The 26,563-nt window shown below is 65.3% G+C and carries 20 protein-coding genes, 1 other RNA gene and 1 riboswitch; of the genes, 16 read left to right on the forward strand and 5 right to left on the reverse strand.

What is annotated here, in order from left to right; translation table 11 throughout:
* Window positions 1-111 precede the first annotated feature (111 nt).
* Entirely contained in the window at window positions 112-2,127 is a 2,016-nt protein-coding gene (gene arsA, locus AC1MGT_RS19235) for an arsenical pump-driving ATPase (protein WP_499501614.1), read from the reverse strand.
* Between the two features lie 263 nt (window positions 2,128-2,390).
* Window positions 2,391-2,510, forward strand: a riboswitch (ZMP/ZTP riboswitch).
* A gap of 99 nt (window positions 2,511-2,609) precedes the next feature.
* Here arsA and glyA point away from each other — a divergent pair.
* From glyA to AC1MGT_RS19280, 9 genes are all read left to right on the forward strand, one after another.
* The gene (gene glyA, locus AC1MGT_RS19240; RefSeq protein WP_258836027.1) at window positions 2,610-3,857 is read left to right on the forward strand and encodes a serine hydroxymethyltransferase; all 1,248 of its coding nucleotides are present in this window, start codon (window positions 2,610-2,612) and stop codon (window positions 3,855-3,857) included.
* Window positions 3,858-3,920: 63 nt separating this feature from the next.
* Entirely contained in the window at window positions 3,921-4,388 is a 468-nt protein-coding gene (gene nrdR, locus AC1MGT_RS19245; protein WP_183550526.1) for a transcriptional regulator NrdR, read from the forward strand.
* 103 nt (window positions 4,389-4,491) lie between these two features.
* Window positions 4,492-5,019, forward strand: coding sequence for a type IV pilus modification protein PilV (gene pilV / locus AC1MGT_RS19250; protein ID WP_499501615.1), 528 nt, complete (start codon window positions 4,492-4,494; stop codon window positions 5,017-5,019).
* Entirely contained in the window at window positions 5,016-6,017 is a 1,002-nt protein-coding gene (locus AC1MGT_RS19255; RefSeq protein WP_499501616.1) for a PilW family protein, read from the forward strand. Before pilV ends, AC1MGT_RS19255 begins: the two co-directional genes overlap by 4 nt.
* A 7-nt stretch (window positions 6,018-6,024) precedes the next feature.
* Window positions 6,025-6,669, forward strand: a complete 645-nt coding sequence (locus tag AC1MGT_RS19260; protein WP_499501617.1) for a pilus assembly PilX family protein — start codon at window positions 6,025-6,027, stop codon at window positions 6,667-6,669.
* A gap of 27 nt (window positions 6,670-6,696) precedes the next feature.
* Entirely contained in the window at window positions 6,697-7,176 is a 480-nt protein-coding gene (locus AC1MGT_RS19265; RefSeq protein WP_499501618.1) for a type IV pilin protein, read from the forward strand.
* Complete coding sequence (locus tag AC1MGT_RS19270) at window positions 7,173-7,766, forward strand: GspH/FimT family pseudopilin (RefSeq protein WP_499501619.1); 594 nt, start codon at window positions 7,173-7,175, stop codon at window positions 7,764-7,766. Before AC1MGT_RS19265 ends, AC1MGT_RS19270 begins: the two co-directional genes overlap by 4 nt.
* A 39-nt stretch (window positions 7,767-7,805) precedes the next feature.
* A complete protein-coding gene (gene ribD / locus AC1MGT_RS19275; protein ID WP_499501620.1) occupies window positions 7,806-8,969 on the forward strand; it encodes a bifunctional diaminohydroxyphosphoribosylaminopyrimidine deaminase/5-amino-6-(5-phosphoribosylamino)uracil reductase RibD in 1,164 nt (387 codons plus the stop codon).
* Between the two features lie 6 nt (window positions 8,970-8,975).
* On the forward strand, window positions 8,976-9,608 hold the full coding sequence (locus AC1MGT_RS19280; protein ID WP_499501621.1) for a riboflavin synthase: 633 nt from the start codon (window positions 8,976-8,978) through the stop codon (window positions 9,606-9,608).
* Here the strand turns inward: AC1MGT_RS19280 and AC1MGT_RS19285 are convergent.
* From AC1MGT_RS19285 to AC1MGT_RS19295, 3 genes are all read right to left on the reverse strand, one after another.
* Window positions 9,569-12,022 carry a hybrid sensor histidine kinase/response regulator gene (locus tag AC1MGT_RS19285; protein ID WP_499501622.1) on the reverse strand — a complete coding sequence of 818 codons (2,454 nt, stop codon included), beginning with the start codon at window positions 12,020-12,022 and terminating at the stop codon, window positions 9,569-9,571. The genes AC1MGT_RS19280 and AC1MGT_RS19285 overlap by 40 nt on opposite strands.
* Window positions 12,023-12,258: 236 nt before the next feature.
* The gene (locus tag AC1MGT_RS19290) at window positions 12,259-15,183 is read right to left on the reverse strand and encodes a M16 family metallopeptidase (RefSeq protein ID WP_499501623.1); all 2,925 of its coding nucleotides are present in this window, start codon (window positions 15,181-15,183) and stop codon (window positions 12,259-12,261) included.
* A 125-nt stretch (window positions 15,184-15,308) separates the two neighbouring features.
* Window positions 15,309-17,981, reverse strand: a complete 2,673-nt coding sequence (locus AC1MGT_RS19295) for a two-component system response regulator (RefSeq protein WP_499501624.1) — start codon at window positions 17,979-17,981, stop codon at window positions 15,309-15,311.
* Window positions 17,982-18,327: 346 nt separating this feature from the next.
* Between AC1MGT_RS19295 and ribBA the strand changes: the two genes are divergently transcribed.
* From ribBA to nusB, 3 genes are read left to right on the forward strand one after another with little or no spacing between them, the layout of a single operon-like run.
* Complete coding sequence (gene ribBA, locus AC1MGT_RS19300; protein ID WP_499501625.1) at window positions 18,328-19,440, forward strand: bifunctional 3,4-dihydroxy-2-butanone-4-phosphate synthase/GTP cyclohydrolase II; 1,113 nt, start codon at window positions 18,328-18,330, stop codon at window positions 19,438-19,440.
* A 33-nt stretch (window positions 19,441-19,473) separates the two neighbouring features.
* Complete coding sequence (ribH, locus tag AC1MGT_RS19305) at window positions 19,474-19,953, forward strand: 6,7-dimethyl-8-ribityllumazine synthase (RefSeq protein ID WP_183550546.1); 480 nt, start codon at window positions 19,474-19,476, stop codon at window positions 19,951-19,953.
* Between the two features lie 19 nt (window positions 19,954-19,972).
* Window positions 19,973-20,443: a transcription antitermination factor NusB gene (nusB, locus tag AC1MGT_RS19310; protein WP_183550548.1), complete on the forward strand. Its 471-nt coding sequence runs from the start codon at window positions 19,973-19,975 to the stop codon at window positions 20,441-20,443.
* 236 nt (window positions 20,444-20,679) lie between these two features.
* On the opposite strand, the gene AC1MGT_RS19315 is transcribed toward nusB, so the two are convergent.
* Window positions 20,680-21,477 carry a transglycosylase SLT domain-containing protein gene (locus AC1MGT_RS19315; protein ID WP_499504327.1) on the reverse strand — a complete coding sequence of 266 codons (798 nt, stop codon included), beginning with the start codon at window positions 21,475-21,477 and terminating at the stop codon, window positions 20,680-20,682.
* A 621-nt stretch (window positions 21,478-22,098) separates the two neighbouring features.
* On the opposite strand from AC1MGT_RS19315, the gene ubiD reads away from it, so the two are divergent.
* The 4 genes from ubiD (at window position 22,099) to AC1MGT_RS19335 (ending at window position 26,528) form a co-directional block, all read left to right on the forward strand.
* Entirely contained in the window at window positions 22,099-23,583 is a 1,485-nt protein-coding gene (ubiD, locus tag AC1MGT_RS19320) for a 4-hydroxy-3-polyprenylbenzoate decarboxylase (protein ID WP_499501626.1), read from the forward strand.
* 69 nt (window positions 23,584-23,652) lie between these two features.
* Window positions 23,653-23,751: signal recognition particle sRNA small type (gene ffs, locus AC1MGT_RS19325), an RNA gene on the forward strand.
* Window positions 23,752-23,924: 173 nt separating this feature from the next.
* On the forward strand, window positions 23,925-26,159 hold the full coding sequence (locus AC1MGT_RS19330; protein WP_499501627.1) for a DNA polymerase III subunit gamma/tau: 2,235 nt from the start codon (window positions 23,925-23,927) through the stop codon (window positions 26,157-26,159).
* 39 nt (window positions 26,160-26,198) lie between these two features.
* Entirely contained in the window at window positions 26,199-26,528 is a 330-nt protein-coding gene (locus AC1MGT_RS19335) for a YbaB/EbfC family nucleoid-associated protein (RefSeq protein ID WP_183550557.1), read from the forward strand.
* Window positions 26,529-26,563: the final 35 nt, after the last annotated feature.

Consider the following 26,563-nt stretch of genomic DNA (forward strand, 5'->3'; position numbering starts at 1 on the left):
GTGCAGGCCATCACGGCGGCCGCTCTGGACGCACGAATCTTTCCCCAAACAAGTCAGGCACGTGAAATTTGGCGCAGTCAACGATTGCGGGCGAATACCCGATCGGTATGGCTATCGGTGAACACCATCCGTTTCCTGCTGTTGAGTGACGAGCTTGGACAATTCGACAACACCAACCGGTGGCGTGGTACGCCAGGGCACGACGAACAAGCGCGCGGCCAACCCATCGGCCATGCGTTTCATCTGCTTGCGTTCGCCCGCCATTCGCGCTGCCAGCAGCGGATCATGGGTGCCCGCTGCGAGGATGCTCTTGTTGATCACCCACGCGTAAGGTTCGACACTGGCGCGGCGCAAGTCGTCTTGCAGCGCTGCCGCTTGCGACACCGGGGTCACTTCGGGCAAGGTCACCAGGATGATCCTGGTGTAGGTTCCGTCCTGTAGCCGCATCAGGGGCGTGGTCACGCGCCCGGCGCCATGGCCTTCGAATTCGCGCAACGTTTGCCGATGATAGGCCCCGGTGGCGTCCATCAGCAGCAGGGAATGCCCGGTTGGCGCGGTGTCGAGTACAACAAAGGCGCTACGCCCTTCATTGACAATTTTCGAGAAGGCGTGAAAGACCGCAACTTCCTCCGTGCAGGGCGAGCGCAGGTCTTCCAGTAGCAGTGCCTGTTCCTGAGGATTCAGCCCTGGCGATCTGCTTGCCATGATCTTGTCGATGTAGCGCCGGGTTTCGACCTTGGGATCGATGCGGTCGACCTGCAGGCCAGGCACGTCGCCATCCAGCGTGCCGACAAGGTGCGCCGCCGGATCCGTGGTGCTGAGATGGACCGTTTTTCCGCGTTGAATCAGGCCGAGGGCCAAGGCTGCAGCTACCGTCGTCTTGCCGACGCCGCCCTTGCCCATTACCATGATCAAGCCATGTCCGGCGAGTGCCAATTCATCGACCAGGGCGTCCAGGCCCGGCAGCGGCGCACTGGCTTCGGCAACGATCTCCGCGTTGGCGATGGGGGTCGTGCTGGCTGTAAGCAGCGCACGCAGGGCAGGCAGCCCGACCGTGTCGAACGATCGCAACGGTATCTGGTCTTGCGGCAGCGATCGCAAGGATGTCGGCATCTCATTCAATGCCTGCTCTTCCAGTGCGGCAATAGCAGCCGCGACGACGTCGCCGTGATCGCTTGCATGGAACACGCCATTGATGATCAGGCGCTGGTTGTTCAGACCGAGCGTGCGCAATTCTTCCGATGTGCGTGCCGCCTCGGCAATCGCACTCTTGTCGGCGCGGGAGACCAGGATGACAGTGGTTTGGGCGGGATCGCTCAAGGCGTCCAGGGCTGCCTTGAAGCGCACTTCCTGCATCTTCAAGCCTGAATGCGGCCCGAGACACGAGGCGCCGCGATCATTTCCGGCCAGAAAGCCACTCCATGCCTGAGGCAAGCTGAGCAAGCGCAATGTGTGTCCCGTCGGCGCCGTGTCGAACACGATATGGTCGTAGTCATCGGCTGCGTCGGACAGCAGGGAGGCAAACTCGTCAAATGAAGCGATTTCGGTGGTACAAGCGCCGGACAACTGTTCGCGCACCGTTGCACGGTCCGTGTCGCTCGCGCCGGATGCCATCTGCGCCAGCACGCGTTGGCGATACGATTCGGCCGCAGTGTCCGGGTTGATGTTCAGCACCGCCAAGCCGGGTGCGCCAGGCACTGGCGTCGGACTATTGCTAAGCGTAATGCCCAGCATCTCATCGAGGTTCGATGCGGCGTCGGTACTTACCAGGAGTACCTTTTTTCCAGCATCGGCAAGCGCAAGCGCCGTAGCAGTCGACAGCGACGTCTTTCCGACGCCGCCTTTACCCGTAAAGAACAGGTGCCGCGTCGGCCGCTCCAGAAAGCGCGCCGTGTTGGGCCTGAGCCAGTCTGCTACCTGTTCGGGCGTTGGAATGCCGCCGCCATGCACAAGCACGCCATCGATCAGGACAGCGGGCGTCGCAGTAGCGCCGAGTCGCAGGATGTCTTCCGGGGCCGAAACCTGCGTAATATCGACGGACACCCCGGCAGCGAAGGCTGCTTTTTCAAGGCGTGCAATCGTGGCTCGACACTTGCCGCAGCCGGTTCCCAGTACCTTGATTTCCATTGTCTGACCTTTCGGTGATTGTTGAGAATGAAAATCGGCCAGGAAAATAGCTGGCGAACCTGAGGCACGGACTGCGTGCGCGGCCGCTTCTTGCCGATGAAGTTCAGGGTACAGCGGAACCCGGCCAGCAAACCGGATCGTCCGGTAATTTGTCTGCGAAAGCCGGCGAGGCCGCGGTGGGGCAGGCAATTGCGCCCTGACTGGTCACCAGAATGGCGCTTTCCTTGCCCTTCAATGGGGAGTTCAGTACAATTTGCGGACTTTACGTCTCACGTAACTGGCGAAACACCGCACAAGCGCCACCGATTGGTGCGCGGCGCGGCAAAGGTGGGTACCCACCGGGGAACGTGAGACGCCATACGCCGTTCGCCTGGGCAGCCATCAACCGGTACGCGTTCGATCGCGGCTGCCCGCGCCCTTTGGCTCCCGCACCCGCACACAGCGCCGCTCGTTGCCTGGATTACTATCGATTGGAGTTTTACATGTTTGCTAAAGACCATACGCTGGCCAATGTCGATCCGGATCTGTGGAATGCCATTCAGAAGGAAAACGTCCGTCAGCAAGACCACATCGAGCTGATCGCGTCCGAAAACTACACCTCGCCAGCCGTCATGGAAGCGCAGGGCTCGCAACTGACCAACAAGTACGCCGAAGGCTATCCGGGCAAGCGCTACTACGGCGGCTGCGAATACGTCGACATCGTCGAGCAGCTGGCAATCGACCGCCTGAAGCAACTGTTTGGCGCGGAAGCCGCCAACGTGCAGCCGAACTCGGGTTCGCAGGCGAACCAGGGCGTGTTCTTCGCTGTGTTGAAACCAGGCGACACGATCATGGGCATGTCGCTGGCCGAAGGCGGTCACCTGACCCACGGCATGCCGCTGAACATGTCGGGCAAGTGGTTCAACGTCGTCTCGTACGGCCTGACCGCTGACGAAGACATCGACTACGAGGCGCTCGAGCGCCAGGCGCACGAGCACAAGCCGAAGATGATCATCGCCGGCGCATCGGCGTTCTCGCTGAAGATCGACTTCGAGCGCATCGCCAAGGTTGCCAAGGCAGTCGGCGCCTACTTCATGGTCGACATGGCCCACTACGCCGGCCTGATCGCTGCAGGCGAGTACCCGAACCCGGTGCCGTTCGCCGACTTCGTCACGTCGACCACGCACAAGTCGCTGCGCGGCCCGCGCGGCGGCATCATCCTGATGAAGGCCGAGCACGAGAAAATCATCAACTCGGCCATCTTCCCTGGCATCCAGGGCGGCCCGCTGATGCACGTGATCGCCGGCAAGGCCGTCGCTTTCAAGGAGGCGCTGACGCCTGAGTTCAAGACCTACCAGCAGCAGGTTGTCAAGAACGCCAAGGCACTGGCCGACACGCTGACCGCGCGTGGCCTGCGCATCGTGTCGGGGCGCACCGAATCGCACGTGATGCTGGTCGATCTGCGCGCCAAGAACCTGACCGGCAAGGAAGCCGAAGCAATCCTGGGCCAGGCGCACATGACCTGCAACAAGAACGGCATCCCGAACGACCCGCAAAAGCCGTTCGTCACGTCGGGCATCCGCTTGGGCAGCCCGGCCTTCACGACGCGTGGCTTTGTTGAAGAAGATGCCGTCACCGTGGGCAACCTGATCGCCGACGTGCTGGACAACCCGCACGACGCTGCGACCATCGAGCGCGTCAAGGGCGAAGTCAAGAAACTCACCAGCAAGTATCCGGTCTACGCTGCCTGATTTGCCTTCCGGGCCGGTTCGCTCGCCCGGAAGTACCCCATGTAGTATTGCAGCCCCGGCGCCATGAAATGTCCCTTTTGCCAGCATGAAGATACACAAGTCCTCGATACCCGCGTATCGGAGGAGGGGGACGCCATCCGGCGCCGGCGCCGCTGCGGCAAGTGCGACAAGCGCTTCACCACCTATGAGCGCATCGAACTGTCGATGCCGATCATCGTCAAGAAGAACGGCAGCCGCACCGAGTTTGCCTCATCAAAGCTGCGTGGCAGCCTGATGCTGGCGCTGCGCAAGCGGCCGGTGGCAGCCGAAGCCATCGACAAGGCCGTTGCCTCCATCGAAGAAAAGCTGCTCACCAGCGGCCTGCGCGAAGTCGATACCGGCCATGTGGGCGAGCTCGTGATGCAAGAGCTCAAGGGCCTCGACAAGATCGCGTATATCCGCTTCGCATCGGTCTACAAGAATTTCGAAGACCTGGATTCGTTCCAGGCAGCGCTGGCCGAAGTCGGGCACCAGCGAAAGCTCGACAACTAATCCCTTTTCAAGGTTCCCCGATTGGCGCGGCGTACGCTTGCGCCGACGCACGGGCGTGCAAAGCCGGCCTGATAACGTCGTAGCTCGTTATCGGGAGGCTTGCGTGCGCAACCATTCACACCGCGGTTTTACCCTCATCGAAGTACTGGTGGCGCTGTTCGTGCTCGCCATCGGCATCGTCGGCGCCGGAGCGGCCCAGTTGGCGGCCGAGCGCACGCGCCAGCAGGCGGCGCTGATGGCCGAAGCGGGCCAGCTCGCAAGTTCGCTGGCGGCGCGCATCGGCGCCAACCTGCCGCTGGCCAGCCTGCCCGATGCGGCCAATCCCTATCTGTCGCTCGACTATGACGCCGTCGCCGACGGCCCGCCTGTCGCCGCCGCCCCATGCTTCGGCACTGCCGCATGCGATCCGCTGGCGCTGGCGGCCTTCGATCTCGATGAGACGCGCCTGCTCGTGCACCGGCGCTTTCCCGGCGGGCGCATTGCCGTATGCCGCGATGTGGCCCCGTGGGATGCCGCCAGCCGCCGCTATCGGTGGGCATGCAGCGGCGGTGCGCATGCCGCGGTGGCGATTAAGATCGGCTGGCACGGCAACGATGACTTGCCCGCGTTCGTGCTGATGGTGGCGCGATGAGTTGCCATCGTCGCCGGGTTGTGCGTCAGAGCGGCTTCACCATCGCCGAATTCATGGTCGCGATGACGCTTGGCCTGGCCGTGCTGCTGGCGGCTGGCTCGCTGCTGATTGGCGCCACGCGTGCGCATGCGGCGCTGCTCGAAGCGGCCGAGATGGATGACGCCGGCCGCTACGCGCTCGATGCGCTGGCGCGCGCCGTGCGCCTGGCGGGCCACGTCGACTGGGCCGCGCATCCGGTGATCGATCCTGCGCTACCTGCCGCGATCGCTGGGCTGGATGCTGCGTCGCTGACCCATGCCGGCGCTGGCATCGATGCGCCGCTTCCGGCGACCGTCAACGGCAGCGACGTGCTGGCGCTGCGCTTTTCCGGTACGGGCGCGCCACCGGACGGCGATGGCGGCACGCTCGATTGCGCCGGCTTTCCCGTGCACCGCGATCAGGAAGGCTGGAGCATTTTCTACGTTGCGCGCAATGCCCAGGGCGACGCTGAACTGCGCTGCAAATACCGGGGCGCCGGCAACTGGTCGTCCGATGCCGTGGCAGGGCGTGTCGACAGCTTCCAGGTGCTGTATGGCCTCGATACCGATGGCGATGGTGCGCCCAACCGGTACGTGAACGCCAGCGCGATCCGGGCGCTCGACGCGGCGCTGGTGCTGGCCGGGTCGACTCTAGATGAGCGTGCCGCCGATCTGCGCACACGCAGCCACTGGAAGCACGTTGCGAGCGTGCGGGTTGGCTTGCTGCTGCATGGGCCGCGCCAGGCGCCTGGTGTGGGCGCGGGCCTCGTCCATTGGCTGTTTGGTCCCGGGTATGACGGTGCGCTGGCGGCTGCCGATCCGGGTGTCCGGCTGGCGGCGGCCGATCTCGATCGCGGCGGCGATGCGCGCATGCACAAGGTGTATGGCGCCGTGATTGCGGTGCCGATTGAGGTGCCCGTTTTGTCAGCGACTGCGCCGCCCGTTGTGCCACCTTCTGCGCCGCCGGCCGCGGCGCCTTGAGTTGCCTATGCGCCACCGACTTCCACCCATGCCGCGGCGCCAGGCCGGCATCGCGCTCATCACCGCGCTCGTGCTGATGCTGGCCGTGCTCATGACGGGCATCGCCTCTGCGCGCGGCGCGCTGCAAAGCACCCGTGCCGCTGCGTACGAACGCGAGCGCGCGCTGGCCCTGCACATGGCCCAAGCCGCCTTGCTCGATGCCGAACACGATATCGACGGTGGCGCAGCGCCAGGCTCGGCGCGCGCCAACGCGATCCGTGGCGGCAGTGCGGATGCCTTTGTCGGCGCGTGCCTGGGCGCCCGGCCGTACAACGGTTTGTGTGCGCACGACGCCGACGCCGATGGCCAGCTGGCCCGGCTGGCGCTTGACGATGGCCCGGCCATCCCGTTCGGCACGTTTACCGGCGCCACGCTGCCCACAGGGGAGGGCGGCTTGCCACTCGAGACGCCACGCTACCTGATCGAGCTGATGCCGGCGTCCGCCAACGGCCAGCTGTATCGCATCGCCGCGCGCGGTGCCGGCAGCATGCCGGGCGCCGGGGCTGCCGTGCAGGCCTACTACCGTCTGCCACCCGCCGGCGGGCATGGCCGGCGCGTTGGCTGGCGCGAAATCGGCAACTGGTCCGCGCTGGTTGCCGCGGCATCCGAATAACGCACCCGGGCAAACAGGAGCGAGTTCATGACACGACACCGCAACGGCTTTACGCTGATCGAACTGCTGATGGTGCTGGCAATCGTCGGCATCCTGGCCTCGGTGGCCTATCCGTCGTATGCGCGCCAGATCGTCAAGGCGCGCCGGGTCGAAGCCCAGTTGGCGCTGCTCGACCTGATGCAGCGCCAGGAACAATACCGCGCCCAGCATCACAGCTATATCGCGTTCTCGATGGCCACAAGCACCCTTGATGCGGGTCAGTTCCGCACCTGGCTCGGCAACAGCGCCGCCGCCAGCGCCTATGAGCTCGACGGCGAGGCCTGTCCGGAGCAGTCAATTGCCGCCTGCATCGTGCTGCGTGCGCGGCCCGGCACGGTCAATGTCAACGCTGCATTTGCCGATCCGGAATGCGGCACGCTGACGCTGGACAGCACAGGTGCGCAGGGCGCCAGCGGCGCAAGTGGCGCAAGTGGTTCGATCGGCCAGCCCACACGTTGCTGGCCATGACAGGCCCTCGTGTGACCACGCTGGCCCGCGCCATCCTGCGCCGCCACTGCACTGGCCTGTCGATGGCCGAACTGGCCGTGGTGCTGGGCATGGTGGCGATCACGTCGTCGCTGGCGGCGCCCGGCCTGCACCGGATCGTGCAGGGCCAGGAACTGCGCATGGCCGCCAGCGACCTCTACAGTGCGGTCCAGCTCACCCGATCAATGGCAATTGCCCGTAACGAACCCGTGATCCTCACATCCAACGACGTGGCCGGCATCGACTGGTCGCGTGGCTGGACCGTGTATGTCGATCGCGACAACAATCGCCAGGCGGGCGCAGGCGACGAGATCCTGGCCGTACGCGCGACGCTGCCGCAGGGCGTGCAGGTGAGCTATTCCTTTGCCAGCCCTGCAGCCCCGCAATACATCGCCTACAATGGCGCGGGACGCAGTTGCAGCGATACGAGCAGCGCCGCAGCGCGGCCAGGCACGCTGTCGCTGTTCCACGGCGGCGGGGTACGCCGTATTAAAATCAATCTGCTTGGCCGCCCGCGCCTGTGCAACCCGGCGCATGACGCCGGCTGCGACGGCGTCGCAGCGCCGCCCTGAAATAAGCTTAAAAACAAGCGCATTGCACGATGCGCACCGATGAAAGACCACGTGACGCACGACAGCCAACCCATTCTCAACGACACCGAAGGCATGGCCGCGGCGCTGGCCTGGGCGGCGCGCGGCATGTTCATCACGGCGCCCAATCCCCGCATCGGCTGCGTGATCGTCAAGAACGACGTCGTCATTGGCGCCGGCCACACGCAACCGGCCGGCCAGGCGCACGCCGAAATCCAGGCGCTGCGCGACGCCGCTGCGCGTGGCAACGACGTGCGTGGCGCCACCGCGTACGTCACGCTCGAACCGTGCAGCCACCACGGCCGCACGCCGCCCTGTTCGGACGCGCTGATCGCCGCCGGCCTGGGGCGCGTGGTCGCGGCCATGGTCGACCCCAATCCGCTCGTGGCGGGGCGCGGCCTGGCGCAGCTGGAAGCGGCGGGCATCGCCGTGCGCTCCGGGATCATGGCGCGCGAAGCGCAAGAATTGAATATTGGCTTTTTCTCGCGCATGGTGCGCGGCCTGCCGTGGGTGCGCCTGAAAGTGGCCGCCAGCCTGGATGGCGCCACGGCCCTGGCCGGCGGCGAAAGCCAGTGGATCACCGGGCCGGATGCGCGCGCCGACGGCCATGCCTGGCGCGCCCGCGCCAGCGCGATCGTCACCGGCATCGGCACCGTCAAGGCCGACAACCCGCAGCTCACCGTCCGGGGCTTGGCCACGCCGATGCAGCCGCGCCGCGTGATCGTCGACAGCCGCCTCGAGATCGATCCCGATGCGCACATCCTGCAGGGCGAACCGTGCTGGCTCGTCGCGGCGGTCGAGCAGCCGGGCGACGAGAAGGCAGCCGCCCTGCGCGCCGCCGGCCACGAAGTGCTGTACCTGCCGAACGCCCACGGCAAGGTCGACCTGCCAGCGCTGATGCGCGAACTGGGCCGGCGCGAAGTCAATGAAGTGCACGTCGAAGCGGGCAGCAAGCTCAATGCCTCGCTCGTGCGCGAAGGCTGCGTCGACGAATTGCTGGTCTATCTGGCGCCAAGCCTGATCGGCCCGGGGCAGGGGATGTTCGACCTGCCGCCGCTCACCCTGCTGACCGAGCGGCGCCAGTTGCGCTTCCACGACGTCACGCGCGTGGGCGACGACCTGCGCATCCTGGCCCGCTTCGCCGAAGCTGCTTCCCCATCCTCTGCTACCTCCAACAAGGAATAACGTCGTATGTTTACTGGAATCGTCGCCGCTGTCGGCACCATCACTTCCGTCGCGCCGCTGGCCGGCGGCCTGGACGCCGGCGTGCGTCTTGCCATCGATGCCGGCCCGTTGCCGCTGGCCGACGTGGGTCTGGGTGACTCGATCGCCATCAACGGCGCCTGCATGACCGTCACCGAAAAGAGCGCCACCGGGTTCACGGTCGACGTCTCGCGCGAAAGCCTGAACAAGACCGTGGGCCTGGACGCGCCGGGTGAAGTCAATCTCGAGAAAGCCCTGACGCTGGCTGAGCGCCTGGGTGGCCACCTGGTGTCGGGCCACGTCGACGGCCTGGGCGTCGTGCACAGCTTCGAGCCGGTCGGCGAATCACGCGAACTGATCATCGATGCGCCGCACGAGCTGGGCAAATTCCTGGCCTATAAAGGGTCGATCGTCGTCAATGGCGTGTCGCTGACGGTCAACCGCGTCGCTGACCTAGAAGAGGGCGGCCAGAAAGTGTGCCGCTTCTCGATCAACCTGATTCCCCACACGATCGACGTCACCACGCTGCGGCACCTGGCCGCCGGCTCGCGCGTCAATCTCGAGATCGACCTGATTGCGCGTTACGTCGAGCGCATGCTGGCAGCAACCACCGCCAGGTAATCGAGCACACGGCTCGAGTCCACCGGCTTGGTGAAGTGCGCGTCAAAGCCGGCGGCGCTCGAGCGCGCCAGATCGTCCTGCGCACCCCAGCCGGAGACGGCGACGATGGTGCAGCGTTCGAGCCCGGCGATCTGCCGCAGGCCGCGCGCCACGTCGTGGCCCGACATGTCCGGCAGGCCGATATCGAGAAACACCACGTCCGGTACGCATTGCGCGGCCATCTGCAGCGCCTGCTGGCCGTCATGGGCGACCGTTACGGCGTGGCCCTCCATCTCGAGCAGCATCGACAGCGTCACCGCCGCATCCACATTGTCGTCCGTGACGAGAATGCGCAGTGCCGGCACAGCCGGCGTGCCCTGCGCGGCGACCTCCTCAAGCGGCGCCGCCGCCGGCGCTTCGTCCAGCGCGAGCCGGACCACGAAGGTGCTGCCCTTGCCGATGCCCTCGCTGTGCGCACTGACCGCGCCGCCGTGCAGGTCGACCAGCTGGCGTACCAGCGACAGGCCGATGCCCAGGCCGCCCTGCGCGTGCTGGCGGTTGCTGCCCACCTGGCTGAACATCTCGAACACCGATTCCAGCGCGGTTGCAGGAATGCCGACGCCGTTGTCGGTGACGGTGATGACGGCGTGGGCGCCGTCCTGCGTCACGCGCAGCGACAGCGCGCCGCCTGGCGGCGTGTACTTGGCCGCATTGGTCAACAGGTTGCCGATCACCTGCGCGATGCGGGTGGCGTCGGCCTGTACCGGCAGCGGCGCAGCGTGCAGCTGCAGGTCGAATGCATGGCGGTGTTTGTCGATCAGGGGCAGGCTGGTTTCGACCGCATTGGTCACGATGGCGTTGAGGTCGACGCGGGTCTTGCGTATCTCCACCTTGCCATTGGTGACGCGCGCGATGTCGAGCAGGTCGTCGATCAGGTGCGCCAGTTGCCGGACCTGGCGCTCCATCATATCGCGCACATTGGCCACCACGGCGGGTTCGCGGGGCCCGACGCGCATCAGTTCCAGGCCCGTCATCAAAGGGGCCAGCGGATTGCGCAGTTCGTGCGCCAGCACGGCCAGGAATTCGCTCAGGTTGCGGTTGGACCGGGCCACTTCGTCGAACAGCTCGCGCTGGCGGGATTCGGCCAGGCGCAGCGCTGCTTCGGTGCGTTTGAAGGCATCGATGTCGGTGACGATCGCCACATGGCCGCGCATGACACCGTCGCGGCCCTTGAGAGGTACGGCGGCCACCTGCGTCCAGATCTCGGCGCCATCGTCGCCCAGGTAGCGCGCTTCGATGCCCGGTACGACGCGCTCGCCGCGCGCCGCCCGTGCGCCGGCGAAATCACGGCGCTCGACGAGCCGACCGTCGTCATGAAACGCAGTCCAGCGCATGTAGCGCTCTTCGTCCAGCGACGGCAGCACGCCGGTGGGCAGGTAGCGGTGCATTGCCTGGTTCGACAGCAGCAGCTTGCCGTCCTGGCCGGCCACGGCCACGCCCACCGGCAGGGCGTCGAACATCGCCACGAGCGTGTCGCGCGTCTCGTGCAGCGCCTGTTCGGTTCGCTTGCGGTCGCTGATGTCGAGCACGTTGCCGACAAAACCCAGGAAGTCGCCGTTCGCTGCAAAGCGCGGCTGTCCGGTCGCAATTACCCAGCGGTACCCATCGACGGCATGCCGCAGCCGATGCTCCATGCTGAATGGCACGCGGCGCGCATTGGCATCGACGACGGCGTGCAGCGCCGCGTCGCGCTCGTCGGGATGCACGGCGGCCGTCCAGCCGAACGCCAGGCTAGTCTCCCGGTCCTGGGCCGTGAATTCGTGCCAGGCGCGCGACAGGAACGAGAGCTTGCCATCGGGCTCGGTGACCCACAGCATGGCCGGCGCAGCATCGGCCAGGTCCAGGAACCGCGATTCGCTGCGTGCCAGCGCGCGTTCGGCCAGGCGGCGCTGCAGGATGGCGGCAGCCTGGTTGGCGGCCACGCCCAGCAGCAGGCGCTCGTGTTCGGACGGAAAGCCGGCGCGCCGCGCGCCGATGACCACGACGCCGGGATTGCTGCCGGTGCCGAAGCGCGCCGTGCCCAATTGCAGCGGCGCGTCGCCGGCATGCAGGGTTGCAGGCTGCATGTCAAGCAGGTCGGCCGACCCGATGGCGGCGTCGAGCGCCGCGCGCGCGGCCGGCAGCATGGCACCATTATCGTCATCGTTGCGCCGGAGGCGAATCGCGTCCAGGGGATCGATCTCGCCCTTGCCCGGCAGGTGGATACCGACCAGGTCCAGGTCCAGCGTCGTGAGCAGGACGCTCGCCAGGCTGTCGATGACGCCTTCCGGCGGCAGGTCGCCCCAGATGGCCGGCAGGGTGGTCATGGCAACCAAGTCGCGCGTGGTCTTGCGCAGACGGTCGATTTCGGTGCGGTACTCGTCGGGTGAATGCATGCGGCTGCCGACTCAGTGCGCTGGCATCACGCGGTGGTGTGCTTGTGCGCCCTGCAACAGGGCGCTGGCCAGGTGAACCGGGTGATCGGGCATGCTCATGGGTTGTTACCAGTAGAGCGCCGATAGTGCCTGGCGCCGGCGTTGATGTGTACGGGGGCGAATGCCCGCTGCGGGCACGCATAGTATAGACGATGCGCGCCGGCAGCCCGAAAGGCCAGGCCGGCGCGCCTGGCCCATCAGGTGCCCGGCAGTGTCGACTGACCCGGCTGCACTGCGGGCAGCGTTTTCGCCACGGTGGCCGCCCTGGCGGCCGCTTCGGGATTGAGCACCACCTGCACATAGTTCTTCGTATCGAAGTAACGCCGCGCCGCGGCCTGCACGTCCTGCGCCGTCAGCGCGGCCACCTGCTGCTCGACCTTCAGGATCGACGCCCGGTCGGTGCCTTCGGTCAGGCTCGATTGCAGGTTCGCCACCCAGTAGCCGTTCTCGCGCAGCGAGCGGCGGTGGTTCTGGATCCAGCCGGATTTCACTTTTTCCAGCTCGGCAGCGTCCGGTCCGTTCTCTTGCAGGCGCTTGATTTCGGCAAGCGTTGCGGCCACGACCTTGTCGACATTTTCCGGCCCGGTCGGCAGGTTGATGCCGATCGAGTAGTTCCCGTACGGGATCTTGCTGAGCGCGCCGCTGGCGCCGCCGCCGTAGATCATCGCCATCTTTTCGCGCAGCACCTCGATGATGCGCAGATTGGTCACTTCGATCAGTGCCGACAGGCGCAGCTGCTCGGCCTCGGAAAATACGGCCGGCCCCGTGAAGTTGATCGAGATACTGCTCTTGGGCTCGGTGCCGCTGCGCACTTCGCGCTTGACCACACCGGTGACCGGGCGCAGGCCCACGTCGCGGTATGCCACCGGCAGCGCGGGCGTGGGCAGGGTGCCCAGATAGCTGGTCAACAGCGGCCGGATCGCTTTTTCGTCGAAGCTGCCCACCAGGATGAACGTCATGTCCTTCGCGCTCGAGAAGCGCTGGCGGAAGATGGCGATGCTGCGATCGAGGTCGATCTTGGCATACTCGCCGGCATCGAGCGAGCGTGGCGCGCGCGGGTGGTCGCCAAACAGCGCCGACACCACGGCGTCGCCGAAGCGCCGCCCCGGCTGGCCGCTGGCATTGCGCGCAATCTCGGCCTGCTTGTCGATATACGCGTGGAACAGGTCTTCGTCGCGGCGCACGCCCGCGAACTTCAGCCACAACAACTGCAGCATCGTTTCGATGTCGGTGGCGCCCGAGGCGCCCGCAATCACGTCGGTGTAGCTGCCCAGGCCCACGGTCACGCCGGCGGCCTTGCCGGCCAGGATCTTGCGCATGTCCAGCGGCGTGAAATCCTTCACGCCCATGCTGGCCACGATCGCATTGGAAAAGCGCGCGTTGAGGATGTCCTGGTCAGGAAACAGGCTTTGCCCGCCGGGGCGCGCCGCGCTCAGGACCACCTGGTCATTCAGGAAGTCGGTGGGCTTGAGGATTACCTTGACGCCGTTGGACAGGGTCAGGCGCGTCAGACCCAGCGCCTTGTCGTGCTCTTCGTGCGTGATCGTGCCGGGTTGCGCCGGGCGTTCCATCAGGCGCGCCGCCAGCAATTTCTCGTCGTACGGCTCGACCGGCAGGCGCGCGGCGTCGCTTACTGCGGCCAGCAATTGCGGGCCGGTGGGCGTGTCGGGCTTGGCCACGCCCGTGTACAGCACCAGCTTGCCCGAGTCTTGCGGGATCGTACTGCGCGCGTAGGCGTTCATCTCGGCCTGCGTGATGCCGGGCACCAGGTTCTGCACGTAGCGGTATTCGGTCTCGATGCCGGGGATGGCTTCGTCCTGCAGGAAGTTGCGGATGTATTCGGCAGCATACGTGCCCGAATCGCTCTTGGCGCGCTCGTTCCAGGCCTGCTCGTAGGTGCGCATCAGGTTTTTCTTGGCACGTTCGAGTTCCTGCACGCCGAAGCCGTGCTGGCGCGCGCGTTCGTTTTCCTGGACCAGCGCTGCAATCGCGGGCTGCGCGCCACGCGGGCCGATGGCGGCCGACGCGTTATAGGCGCGGTAGCGCGGGGTCAGCTTGCCCAGCGAGCTGCTGGCACCCAGCCATGGCGCATCGGGCAGTTGCGAGATCTCGGCCAGGCGCGCGCTGAGCATCGACGCGAACAGGCCCTGCACCAGCTCTTCGCGGTAGGCGCGCACGGTGCCCAGGTCGCGTACCGGTTGCACCGGATAGCGGATCAGCACCGCATTGCCATCGGCTTCCGGATCCGTCACGACCAGCGCCTCGGTGTCGGCGCGCGCCGGAATCGCGGCATACGCGCGCGGGCGCGGCGTGGCCGGATTCTTCAGACGCGTGAAGTGCTGCTTGACGAGCTTCTCGGCCTGCGCCGGATCGATGTCGCCGACCACGACGACCGCCATCAGGTCGGGCCGGTACCAATCCTTGTAGAAGCGCTTGAGCGTCTCGGGCTTGAAATTGCGCAGCACGTCTTCGCGGCCGATCGGCAGGCGTTCGGCGTAGCGCGAGCCGTTGAACAGGCGCGGATAGATCTGCTTGCCCATGCGGTCGGCCGCGCCTTTGCCCAGGCGCGCTTCTTCGAGGATGATGCCACGCTCCTTGTCGACGGCGTCGGTATCGAAGCTCACGCCATGGGCCCAGTCTTCCAGCACCTGGAAGGCGCGGGTGACATTTTGCGGCTTGTCGGTCGGAATGGGCAGGATGTACACGGTCTCGTCGAACGACGTGTAGGCATTCAGGTCGGCGCCGAAGCCCACGCCGATCGATTGCAGGTACGACACCAGTTCGTGCTTGCGGAAATTGGTCGAGCCATTGAATGCCATGTGCTCGACGAAGTGCGCCAGGCCGCGCTGGTCGTCGTCTTCCAGGATCGAGCCGGCCTTGACGACCAGGCGCAGTTCGAGCTTGTGTTCGGGGCGCGCATTGCGCTGGATGTAGTAGGTCAGACCATTGGCCAGCTTGCCAACCTTGACCTGCGGGCCGACCGGGATCACGGCGTCGAGCTGCAGCGCGTCCATTTTCGAGACGGCTGCCTTTGGCGCGCTGACCTGCGGCGCACTGTGCGCCAGCGAGGACACGCACACCAACGCGGCCAGGCAGGCGCCGCGTACGAATTTGTTGCTCATTGGGGGTTCCCGGTGACTTGATCGGTGCATTTTACAGCGCGTGCGCCGCTGCACGGCTGGGCTTAAGGCTGCGCTAACGAACGCTGCAGGGCCCGTGCAGGTACCGTGCAGCGACGCCGCAGCGCTTACAGCATCACGCTGCCGAGCGCCAGCAACCCGGCCATGTCGCTGGCCGGGATAGGGCGGCCATACAGATAGCCCTGCATCACGTCGCAGCCGAGCGAACCGAGAAAATCGCGCTGACCGATCGTCTCGACGCCTTCGGCCACCACGGACAACGACAGGCCCTTGGCCAGCGCGATGGTGGCCTGGGCAATCGCTGCGCTGCGCTGCTCGCTGGTGATGTTGCGCACGAAGGTCTGGTCGATCTTGAGTTTGTCGAGCGGGAAGCGCGATAGGTAGCCCAGCGATGAGTAGCCCGTGCCGAAGTCGTCGAGCGAGAGCGAGACGCCCAGCGCGCGCAGTTCGGCCATCTGGGCCTCGGCCGCGCTGCTGTCGCCCAGCATCACGCTTTCGGTCAGTTCGACTTCAAGCCAGCGCGGTGCCAGGCCGCTGTCGTGCAGCGCGCTGCGCACCACCGACACGACGGCGCCGGCCTTGAACTGGTGGGCCGAGACATTGACCGCCACGCGTACCGGCGCCAGGCCTGCATCCTGCCAGGCCTGGTTCTGGAAGCACGCCTGACGGATGACCCATTCGCCGATCGGATGGATCAGGCCCGTGTCTTCGGCCAGCGGGATGAAGTCGGCCGGCGAGACATTGCCGATCTCGCCGCTGTTCCAGCGCAGCAGGGCTTCCATGCCGACCAGTGTGCCGTCCAGGTGGGATACCTGCGGCTGGTAGTGCAGCGCCAGTTCGTCACGTTCGATCGCGCGCCGCAGGCGCGTTTCCAGCGCCAGCCAGCGCAGCGCCTCGGCATTCATCTCGCCCTTGAAGAAGCGGAAGCCATTGCGCCCCGATTCCTTGACGTGCGTGAGCGCCGCGTCAGCCGCCTTGAGCAGGTCGCCCGGCGCATCGCCATCGCGCGGATAGATGCTGATCCCTACGCTGCCCGTGACCACCAGGTCGTGACCGCCCACGCCATGCGGCTCGGCGACGGCGTCGATCAGCTTCTGGGCGCAGTAGATCACGTCGTCGGTGTCGTCGAAATCGGTCATCAAGAGCACGAATTCATCGCCCGACAGGCGCGCCACGGTATCGGTCGGGCCGGCCAGGACACTGACGCGGCGCGCGACTTCGCGCAGCACGGTGTCGCCGGCAGCGTGGCCCAGGCTGTCATTGATGCGCGAGAGCCGGTCGACGTTGAACAGCAGCAGAGCGACCTGGCTGGCATCCTGGCGCGCTGCAGCCAGGGCCTGGCTCACGCGGTCGTTGAACAGCGAGCGGTTCGGCAACTGCGTCAGCGCGTCGTGGTTCGACAAAAAGTCGAGCTGGTGGTGCGCCGCTTTCAGCGCCGACAGATCGGTCGACACCGACACGTAGGCCGTCAGGTTGCCGGCATCGTCGCGCACGGCGCTGATGCTCATGCTGGCCGGGTAGATTTCGCCGTTCTTGCGGCGGTTCCAGATTTCGCCGCGCCACTGGCCGTCTTTTTCGAGGCAGTTCCACATGCTGGCGTAGAACGCGGCGTCGTGCCGGCCCGAGCGCATGAAGCGCGGGTTGGTCCCCATGACGTCGGCTTCGACGTAGCCGGTGATCGCCTCGAAGGCCGGATTGGCGGCGACGATATTGGCGTCGGCGTCGGTCATCAGGATCGCTTCCTGGGTGCTGTCGAACACCTGGCGCGCCAGCTCCAGCCGGTGCTCGCTGTCGCGCAGGGCGGCGTCGGAATCGGCGCGGGCGATGGCCTCGAGCTGCAGCTGCGCCGCGTGGTGCTGGACCACTTCGTACAGGTTCAGGTTTTCGTAGGCCACCGCCAGTTGCGCGGCCAGCGCCGTGGCCCAGCGCTCTTCTTCGTCCGTGAAGGGCGCAGCGTTGTCGGCGCGCGTGCAATACAGCCAGCCCAGTGGATGCTGCAGGTCGTGGACCTGCAGGCCGAGCAGGTGAACGACGCTCGGATGGCCGGCGGGCAGCGTGGCCAGCAGCGTATCGTCCGCGTCCAGCCGCAATGGCGCCCGGGCGCGCAGCAGCACGCCCGGCAGATCGTGCTCATCCAGTGCCGATGGCAACAGCAGGGCGGCGTCGACACCATACGTGCCCAGATGGCGCACGCTGCTTTCCGAACTGCCCAGCAGGCACAGCGCGACACAATCGGCATCCAGCACGCGGCGCACGGCGTCGACGAATGCCGCGGCCAGCGCTTCGACCCGGCGTTCGCCGACGAGCATCATGCACATGCGCTCGAGTTCGCCGAGGCGCGCGCCCAGGTCGAACGGCAAGTCGCGCTCGTGTTCGTGCTCGGAGACGGAGCAGGGCGCCGGCGCGCCGCCAGCAATGCCCAGCTCGGCGTCGACAGCCTCGAGGATGCGGTGCGGGTCGGCCGGCTTGCCCAGCACCGTGGTGACGCCGCAGCGGGCCGCCATCGCCACCGTTTCGCGTTCCGAATAGACGGCCGAGAAGAAGATGACGCGGGTGTTTTCCAGCGCCGGCTCGGCGCGCAACTGCTGGACGAACTCGTAACCGTCCATCGTCGGCATCAGGATGTCGGTGATGATCAGGTCGGGCAGTTCGGCGCGCGTGATGGCCAGCGCGCAGGCGCCGTTTTCGGCTTCGAGGATGCGGTGCCCGCTCAGGCCGAGCAGGGCGCTCAGATAACTGCGGTTGCTGGGTCGGTCGTCGACGATCAGGATGGTCGCCATCAGCAAAGCCTGCCGCTGGCAGTGGCGCCTGGAGAGTGAAGGGGGCAAGCAAGCGGCATGGGAACTCCGTCGGAAAGACTGCCGCGGTGGAAGGGTAAATACGGCAATAATGTGTTAATCATAATCCAGTTGGTGACAGTCGTGCCGCGGGCTTGCCACGCGAATGAACAAGCTTAACAATTAACCGACACGCGGTCACCTGTGGTTGTCTATTGGCAACGCATGGTTGACGACAAGGGCACATCGTGCTGTCAATTTGGCGCTGTGGCCATCGGGAATGCCGTTGGGCGTCTGTAAATCCTTTAAAATAGCGGATTACGCAAAACCCCTGTTTCAAGGAATCTGTATGTCCATTTCCAGCACTGAGGAAATCGTCGCCGAACTGCGCGCTGGCCGCATGGTCATTCTGGTCGACGAAGAAGATCGCGAAAACGAAGGCGACCTCGTGCTTGCAGCCGATTTCGTCACCCCGGAGGCGATCAATTTCATGATCCGCCACGCCCGTGGCCTGGTCTGCCTGACCCTGACCGAAGAACGCTGCGATCAGCTGGCCCTGCCGATGATGACGTCCAAGAACGGCACCTCGTTCGGCACCAATTTCACCGTCTCGATCGAAGCCGCCGAAGGCGTGACCACCGGTATCTCGGCGGCCGACCGCGCGCGTACCATCCAGGTGGCGGTCCACAAGGGCACCGTACCGGACGATCTGGTCCAGCCGGGCCACATCTTCCCGCTGCGTGCCCAGAAGGGCGGCGTCCTGATGCGCGCCGGCCATACCGAAGCCGGTTGCGACCTGACGCAGATGGCCGGCCTGTCGCCTGCGTCGGTGATCTGCGAGATCATCAAGGAAGACGGCACGATGGCGCGCCTGCCCGACCTGATCGAGTTCGCCCGCGAGCACGGCCTCAAGATCGGCACCATTGCCGACCTGATCCATTACCGCAGCCAGAACGAATGCCTGGTCGAGCGCATTGCCGAACGCGCGCTGTCGACCGAGGCGGGCGAATTCAAGCTGGTGGCGTTCCGCGACGCACCAAGCGGCTCGGCCCACCTGGCGCTCGTGCATGGCGAGCTGTCGCCGGATAAAGAAGCGCTTGTGCGCGTGCACCAGCCGGTGTCGATTCTCGACCTGCTGGAAAACCGCGCGACCACCCACTCGTGGGACATGGCTTCGGCGATGCGCACGATCAAGGCCAGCGATGCCGGCGTGATCGTGCTGCTCAATTGCGGCGAAACAGCCGAGCAATTGTTTGCGCAACTGGCACCGCAGGATGCACGCGGCAACCGCGCCGGCGCACGCGCCGCGTCGATGGACCTGCGCACCTATGGCATCGGCGCCCAGATCCTGCGCGCGCTGGGCGTACGCAAGATGCAGCTGCTGGCCAATCCCCGCAAGATGCCGTCGATGACCGGGTTCGACCTGGAAGTGACCGGCTACGTGCCGCGTCCCGACGCCTGAATCATCCCATCCAACTAATACAAGAGGTCAGTCATGACGGTAGGAACTTTTGAAAGCAATATGCAGGGCGAAGACCTGCGCATCGGTATCGTGCAGGCCCGCTTCAACGAGACCGTGGGCAATGGCCTGCTGTCGTCGTGCCTGGCTGAGCTCAAGCGCCTGGGCGTGGCCGATGAAGACATCCTGCACGTGACCGTGCCGGGTGCACTCGAAGTGCCGCTGGCGCTGCAGCGCATGGCCGTGACCGAACAGTTCGACGCGCTGATCGCGCTGGGCGCCGTCATCCGCGGTGAAACCTACCACTTCGAGCTGGTGTCGAACGAATCGGGTGCAGGCATCACCCGCATCGGCCTCGATTACGGCATTCCGGTCGCCAACGCGATCCTGACCACCGAGAACGATGCGCAGGCAGAAGTGCGCATGGCCGAAAAAGGCGCCGACGCCGCGCGTGTCGCCGTCGAAATGGCCAACCTGCTGATGGCGCTGGACGAGCTGGTGCCAGAAGACGAATAACACTAAAGGCAAGAGAACAATGACTGACAAGAATATGCACGCCAACCCGAGCAAGAACCGCACGCCGCGCCACCGCGCGCGCGAGTTCGCGCTCCAGGGTCTGTACCAATGGCTGCTGAACAATGAACCGGCACGCATCGTGGCGGCCAATATCCGCAGCGCGCATGGTTTCGACAAAGCCGACAGCGAGTTCTTTTCGGCGCTGCTCAATGGCGCGATCAGCACCTCGGTCGAGCTGCGCGAGTCGATCGCCCCGCTGATCGACCGTTCGATCGCCGAACTCTCGCCGATCGAGCACGCGGTCCTGCTGCTGGGCGCGTACGAGCTGAAGAACCATCCCGAAGTGCCATACCGCGTCGTGATCAACGAAGCAGTCGAGCTGACCAAGTCGTTTGGCGGTATCGACGGCCACAAGTATGTCAATGGCGTGCTGGACAAGCTGGCCCAGCGCCTGCGTCCTGACGAAGCGGCGGGCGATCAGCGCCGCTGATCGTTTGGCCTGCACCATGTAAAAAGCCACCGTGCGCGAGCCGGTGGCTTTTTTTATGCCTGCTCGTAGGGTGGACGGGGGGGGGCGAGCCGGCTATGCCGTCCACGCGTTCAACACCGGGCGGCTTCGTGTTGCCATATTGGACTCGTGAACGCGTGGACGGGGGACCCGTCCACCCTACGACGGACATAAAAAAACCACCGCCGCAGCGGTGGTTTTCAGATGAGCCGTTGAATTTATAGACCGGCCAATGCGTCCGATGCAACCACTGGTGTGGCGGCGGCGGCCGTTGCTTCCGGCACTGGCGTTGCATCCGGCTTGACGCTGTCAGCTTCAGGCTGCTTGCTGACGACGATCGGTGCCGGCGTCGGCTTGTTGCGCTTCATTGCCGGCACGTTCTGGCCTTTCGCGACTTGGTTCAGCAGGCGGTACTCGTTGATGACCTTCGCGCCATAGCCCTGGTCGCTGTCCATGTCGGCGGCGCCCACATAGGTTTTCAGGCCGCCTTCGACCGAACCGGTGCGCTTGACGTAGTCTTTCAGGATCAAGGCGCCGACACGGATGTTGGCCACGGGATTGAGGGCTGCCTGCTGGCCGCCGACTTTCTCGAACTTGTCGTGGTGGACCTTGGCCATCACTTGCATCAGGCCCTTGGCGCCCATCGCGCTCTCGGCGAACGGGTTCAGGCCCGATTCGATCGCCATCACCGCCAGGATCAGGAGCGGATCGAGTTTCAGGTCGTGCGCCGTCATGTAGGCGGTCGAGACCAGCATATTGGCGGCGTCGCTGGCGACGCGGTAACGCTTCGACAGCCACTTGGTCACGTACTGCTGCTGCTTGGTGTTGCCAAGCGTGGCGGACGACGTGCCCATATGGGTCGTTTCCACGGCCACCGTCTGCGCCGTGGCCTGCATTGCGGGCACGACCGTAGCGACAGGTGCTGCCGACATATTGACGGCGACGACCGGTTCCGGATGCAGCATCTCGGAGACGCGCTTGGCGACGCTGTCGTTGGAGTAGATCAGGGCCATCAGGGCCACAGCGCTAAGACCGAATACGGTCAGGGTAGAACGCGCAGTTTGTACAACACTGCGTGCCGTTTTGGTCACGGAGGATACCGTGATGGGCTGGCTGGCCCTGGAGTGCATGAACTTTGCGCTCATGATAAAACGATGAAACATCGAATTTCCCCTTGTCGCGGCAAAAAGAAACCCGTCGTCGCGCCAAAGGCGTTACGTGGGGTGCTCTGGACCGTGCATCAGAAAATCGTTTGTCGCCGCGACGCGGCCGACTAACGCCGTCATTGCCTCGCTTCAGCTGGCTGCCGTCCAACATGGGGACTGGTGCCAGTGGCTCAACAACTGTCTCGGGGGAGTGGGCAGACGCCCGTTGAAAACACTCCTACAATGTCATGTGGGGCCCCGACCCCGTGAATGCATGAGAACAGCTAAAATTGTGTCAAAAAAGGTATCGCTGACTCATCAAGTAGGACGGATTGTATGGGCGAGCTTATATCAAGTCAACCCTAGCACGACTGTTCTATATAACTTCCAGTTATTAAGGTCGTACTGATGAGCGTGAAACACTTGTCGAATCAATCACTTGGCGGCGTCGCTTCACTAATGTTCTGCAACCGAAGAAAAGCTTAAAACTTGATGAAATATACAGATCTGCGTGATTTTATGGCCCAATTGGAGCGCATGGGTGAGCTCAAACGTGTCGATTTTCCTGTCTCGACGCACCTTGAAATGACCGAAGTGTGCGACCGCACGTTGCGCGCCGAGGGTCCTGCGCTGCTGTTTTCCAAGCCGGCCGGGCACACGATTCCGGTGCTGGCCAATCTGTTCGGTACGCCGAAGCGGGTGGCGCTGGGGATGGGCGCGAACGATGTAAGCGAGCTGCGCCGCATCGGCCACGTGCTGGCGCGCCTGAAGGAACCCGAGCCGCCCAAGGGCTTTGCCGACATCATGGGGATGGGCTCGCTGGTAAAAGCGGTGTGGGACATGGCGCCAAAAGAGGTCAAGGGCGCGTCCTGCCAGGAGATCGTCTGGGAAGGGCAGGACGTCGACCTGGCCCGCCTGCCGATCCAGCATTGCTGGCCGGGTGACGTCGCACCATTGATTACCTGGGGCCTGGTGATTACCAAGGGCCCGAACAAGAAGCGCCAGAACCTGGGCATCTACCGCCAGCAGGTGCTGGGCCGGAACAAGGTCATCATGCGCTGGCTGGCGCACCGGGGCGGCGCGCTCGACTTCCGCGAGCACGCGCTGTCCAATCCAGGCAAACCGTATCCGATCGCCGTGGCGCTGGGCGCCGATCCGGCCACGATCCTGGGCGCGGTGACGCCGGTGCCTGATTCGCTGTCCGAATACCAGTTTGCCGGCCTGCTGCGCGGCAGCCGCACGACGCTGACCAAGGCGATTGGCAGCGAACTGCGCGTGCCGGCATCCGCCGAGATCGTGCTGGAAGGGCATATCTATCCGGATGCGAACCACCCGACCGGTTTCGAGCATGCGCTCGAGGGGCCGTATGGCGACCACACTGGCTACTATAATGAGCAGGACAGTTTCCCGGTGTTTACCATTGACCGCATCACGATGCGGCGCGACCCGATCTACCACTCGACCTACACGGGCAAACCGCCGGATGAGCCGGCCGTGCTGGGCGTGGCGCTCAATGAAGTGTTCATCCCGTTGCTGCAGAAACAGTTCACCGAAATCACCGACTTCTATCTGCCGCCGGAAGGCTGCAGCTATCGCATGGCAGTCGTGCAGATGAAGAAGCAGTACGCGGGCCACGCCAAGCGCGTGATGTTCGGCGTCTGGAGTTTCCTGCGCCAGTTCATGTATACCAAGTTCATCGTGGTGGTCGACGAAGACGTCAATGTGCGCGACTGGAAAGAAGTGATCTGGGCGATCACGACACGTGTCGATCCGACCCGCGACACGGTGCTGGTCGACAATACGCCCATCGATTACCTGGACTTTGCATCGCCGATCAGTGGCCTGGGCAGCAAGATGGGCATCGACGCGACCAATAAATGGCCGGGCGAGACCAACCGCGAGTGGGGCACGCCGATCGTGATGGCGCCGGACGTCAAGGCGCGCGTGGATGCAATCTGGCAAGAGCTGGGGATCTGATGACAGTGGCCGGCGATGCATGTCGCCGGCCATTTCCCCAAACCGCGTGCGTGGGGTATAATTCGCGCTGGCGGGCCCCTGCGCATTGCGGCATGGTTTACCTGGTCAGGTCGGGAACGAAGCAGCCAAAGCCGTTCACCGCAAGTGCCGCAGATCAGGCTCGCCTCTTTCGTTGTTCTTCGCGTGATTACGCGTTCGTATTTTCTGTTTGGCCCCCCTTTTTTGCATCACGTTCGCTAGCACGGCGCCGTCACGCCTGTCATCAGCGCCGCGTGCCGTCTTGTATGCCAGCGCATCCGCCGAATGTCCGCGGCGGGCGTCATCTGCGGTAAAATCGTGGCATGTCCTATCAAGTCCTCGCCCGCAAATACCGTCCCAAGAATTTCGATACGCTGGTCGGCCAGGAGCACGTCGTCCGTGCACTGAGCCACGCCCTGCGCACCGGGCGGCTGCACCACGCCTATCTGTTCACGGGTACCCGCGGGGTCGGCAAGACCACGCTGTCGCGCATCCTGGCCAAGTCGCTCAATTGCATTGGCCCGGACGGGCAGGGCGGCATCACCGAGCAGCCGTGTGGCGTCTGCGAAGCCTGCGTCGCCATCGATGCCGGCCGCTTTGTCGATTACATCGAGATGGATGCGGCGTCCAACCGCGGCGTCGACGAGATGGCCCAATTGCTCGAACAGGCGGTCTACGCGCCAAGCAATGCGCGCTTCAAGGTCTACATGATCGACGAGGTGCACATGCTGACGAACCACGCGTTCAATTCGATGCTCAAGACGCTCGAAGAACCGCCGCCGCACGTCAAGTTCATCCTTGCCACCACCGATCCGCAAAAGATTCCCGTGACGGTGCTGTCGCGCTGCCTGCAGTTCAACCTCAAGCAGATGCCGCCCGGGCACATTGTCGGCCACCTTGAAGACATCCTGGGGCAAGAAGGCGTCACGTTCGAGCAGCCGGCGCTGCGCCTGCTGGCGCAAGGCGCCCACGGCTCGATGCGCGATGCGCTGTCGCTGACCGACCAGGCCATTGCCTATGCTGCCGGCCAGGTCACGCTCGAATCGGTGCAGGGCATGCTCGGCGCGCTCGACCAGTCGTATCTGGTGCGCCTGCTCGATGCGCTCGCCGCGCAGGACGGCGCCGACCTGATGACGGTGGCCGATGAAATGGCCAGCCGCAGCCTGTCGTACAACGGCGCGCTGCAAGACCTGGGCACGCTGCTGCACCGTATCGCGCTGGCGCAATCGGTACCGGGCGCGGTGCCGCAGGATTTGCCCGAGCTGGCCGACATCATGCGCCTGGCCGGCCTGTTCGAGCCGCAAGAGGTACAGCTGTATTACCAGATCGCCGTGCATGGCCGTAACGAGATCGGTCTTGCGCCTGATGAATACGCGGGCTTCACCATGACGCTGCTGCGCATGCTGGCGTTTCGCCCCGGCCAGGGCGGCGCCGAGGTCCAGGCCCCGCCCGCTGCCGCACCGATCAATGTGCCTGGCGCCCGCGCGGCGGCCGCTGCTGCAGCCAGCCATGCAGCGGTGACGCCGCGCGCGGCTGCGTCGGCGGCACCCGCTACCGCAGCGACGCCAGCGGCATCTGCGCCACGTCCCGCAGTGCCAGCAGCAGCGCCACCGCCGCCAATGCCTGCCGCACCGACGGGTGCCTCCGCGCCCGGTGCGCCGCCGATGACATCGGCGCGGGCTGCCATCAATGCGGCGCTGGAAGCAGCACGCGCCGGCGCCGGCATGCGACCAAGCGGCAACAAGCGTCCCGAGTCCGCGCCGGCGCCGGCTGCCGATCCTGCACCACCGCCACCGCGGCCTTCCGCGCCGGCCGCGCCGGGCCCGGGCGCCACGATGCACGCGTCGTCTTCGGCTTCTTCGGCGCCGCAAGGCCGGTCTGCGCCGCCATGGGATGGCGGTGGCCAGCAGGCCGTCGCGCAATCCGTTGCACCCGCGCAGGCGCAAGCGATCGCAGCGCCGCAGCCGGCGCTGCGCGCCCAGCAGCCACCTGATGATGACGTGCCGTCCTGGGTCACCGAGTTTTCGGACGACACGGCCGTGGCCACCGTCACCACCGAGGCCGCGCCAGCCGTCGTGGTTGCTCCCGCTCCGGCCGCGGCTGCAGCTGCAGCTATGCGTGCGCCGCGCGTGGCGCCGCACGCCTACGTCATCACGCCGGTCCCCGAGATCGACTGGGACGGCAACTGGCCGGCGCTGGCCGGCAGCCTGCCGCTGCGCGGCGTGGCCCAGCAACTGGCGTTGCAGACCGAGCTGGTTGCGTGCGAAGCGCGTGATAATGCGGTCACGTTCCGCCTGCGCGTCCCGGTCGACACGCTGCGCGCCAGCGGCAACAGCGAAAAGCTGGCGGCGGCGCTGCAAGAACATTTCCCGAACCTGCGCGTCTGCGTGGAGTCCGATATCGGCCCGGTCTGGTACACCGCCGGCGCCGAACAGAAAGCGGCGCGCGAGGCGCGCCAGCGCGAGGCCGAGGCCCTGGTCGCGGCCGACCCGCTCGTGCAGGAACTCGAGCAACGCTTCGATGCGTTCGTCGTGCCCGGCTCGGTCAAGATCGCCTGATCCAATCACTACAGATAACCCCATTTGGAGAACCACACCATGATGAAGAACCAGCTCGCAGGCTTGATGAAACAGGCGCAAGCCATGCAGGACAACATGAAAAAGGCGCAGGAAGCGCTGGCCCTGGTCGAAGTCGAAGGCCAGTCGGGCGCCGGCCTCGTCAAGGTCGTCATGACCTGCAAGAACGACGTCAAGCGCGTCACGATCGACCCGTCGCTGCTTGGCGACGACCGCGACATGCTGGAAGACCTGGTGGCTGCTGCATTCAACGACGCGTCGCGCAAGGCCGAAGCCACCGCCGCTGAAAAAATGAGCGGCGTGACCGCCGGCATGCCGGGCCTGCCGCCTGGCTTCAAGATGCCTTTCTGATCCAGGGATGATGCGGCCCTGCCGGCGCCATGCCG

The sequence above is a fragment of the Telluria sp. BA11 genome, assembly GCF_056680305.1.

What these genes read in the sequence shown, in the direction of transcription:
- arsA (WP_499501614.1), bottom strand. Translation starts at nt 2,127, where the DNA reads ATGGAAATCAAGGTACTGGGAACCGGCTGCGGCAAGTGTCGAGCCACG.
- glyA (WP_258836027.1), top strand. Translation starts at nt 2,610, where the DNA reads ATGTTTGCTAAAGACCATACGCTGGCCAATGTCGATCCGGATCTGTGG.
- nrdR (WP_183550526.1), top strand. Translation starts at nt 3,921, where the DNA reads ATGAAATGTCCCTTTTGCCAGCATGAAGATACACAAGTCCTCGATACC.
- AC1MGT_RS19255 (WP_499501616.1), top strand. Translation starts at nt 5,016, where the DNA reads ATGAGTTGCCATCGTCGCCGGGTTGTGCGTCAGAGCGGCTTCACCATC.
- AC1MGT_RS19260 (WP_499501617.1), top strand. Translation starts at nt 6,025, where the DNA reads ATGCGCCACCGACTTCCACCCATGCCGCGGCGCCAGGCCGGCATCGCG.
- AC1MGT_RS19265 (WP_499501618.1), top strand. Translation starts at nt 6,697, where the DNA reads ATGACACGACACCGCAACGGCTTTACGCTGATCGAACTGCTGATGGTG.
- AC1MGT_RS19270 (WP_499501619.1), top strand. Translation starts at nt 7,173, where the DNA reads ATGACAGGCCCTCGTGTGACCACGCTGGCCCGCGCCATCCTGCGCCGC.
- ribD (WP_499501620.1), top strand. Translation starts at nt 7,806, where the DNA reads ATGAAAGACCACGTGACGCACGACAGCCAACCCATTCTCAACGACACC.
- AC1MGT_RS19280 (WP_499501621.1), top strand. Translation starts at nt 8,976, where the DNA reads ATGTTTACTGGAATCGTCGCCGCTGTCGGCACCATCACTTCCGTCGCG.
- AC1MGT_RS19285 (WP_499501622.1), bottom strand. Translation starts at nt 12,022, where the DNA reads ATGCATTCACCCGACGAGTACCGCACCGAAATCGACCGTCTGCGCAAG.
- AC1MGT_RS19290 (WP_499501623.1), bottom strand. Translation starts at nt 15,183, where the DNA reads ATGAGCAACAAATTCGTACGCGGCGCCTGCCTGGCCGCGTTGGTGTGC.
- AC1MGT_RS19295 (WP_499501624.1), bottom strand. Translation starts at nt 17,981, where the DNA reads ATGGCGACCATCCTGATCGTCGACGACCGACCCAGCAACCGCAGTTAT.
- ribBA (WP_499501625.1), top strand. Translation starts at nt 18,328, where the DNA reads ATGTCCATTTCCAGCACTGAGGAAATCGTCGCCGAACTGCGCGCTGGC.
- ribH (WP_183550546.1), top strand. Translation starts at nt 19,474, where the DNA reads ATGACGGTAGGAACTTTTGAAAGCAATATGCAGGGCGAAGACCTGCGC.
- nusB (WP_183550548.1), top strand. Translation starts at nt 19,973, where the DNA reads ATGACTGACAAGAATATGCACGCCAACCCGAGCAAGAACCGCACGCCG.
- ubiD (WP_499501626.1), top strand. Translation starts at nt 22,099, where the DNA reads ATGAAATATACAGATCTGCGTGATTTTATGGCCCAATTGGAGCGCATG.
- AC1MGT_RS19330 (WP_499501627.1), top strand. Translation starts at nt 23,925, where the DNA reads ATGTCCTATCAAGTCCTCGCCCGCAAATACCGTCCCAAGAATTTCGAT.
- AC1MGT_RS19335 (WP_183550557.1), top strand. Translation starts at nt 26,199, where the DNA reads ATGATGAAGAACCAGCTCGCAGGCTTGATGAAACAGGCGCAAGCCATG.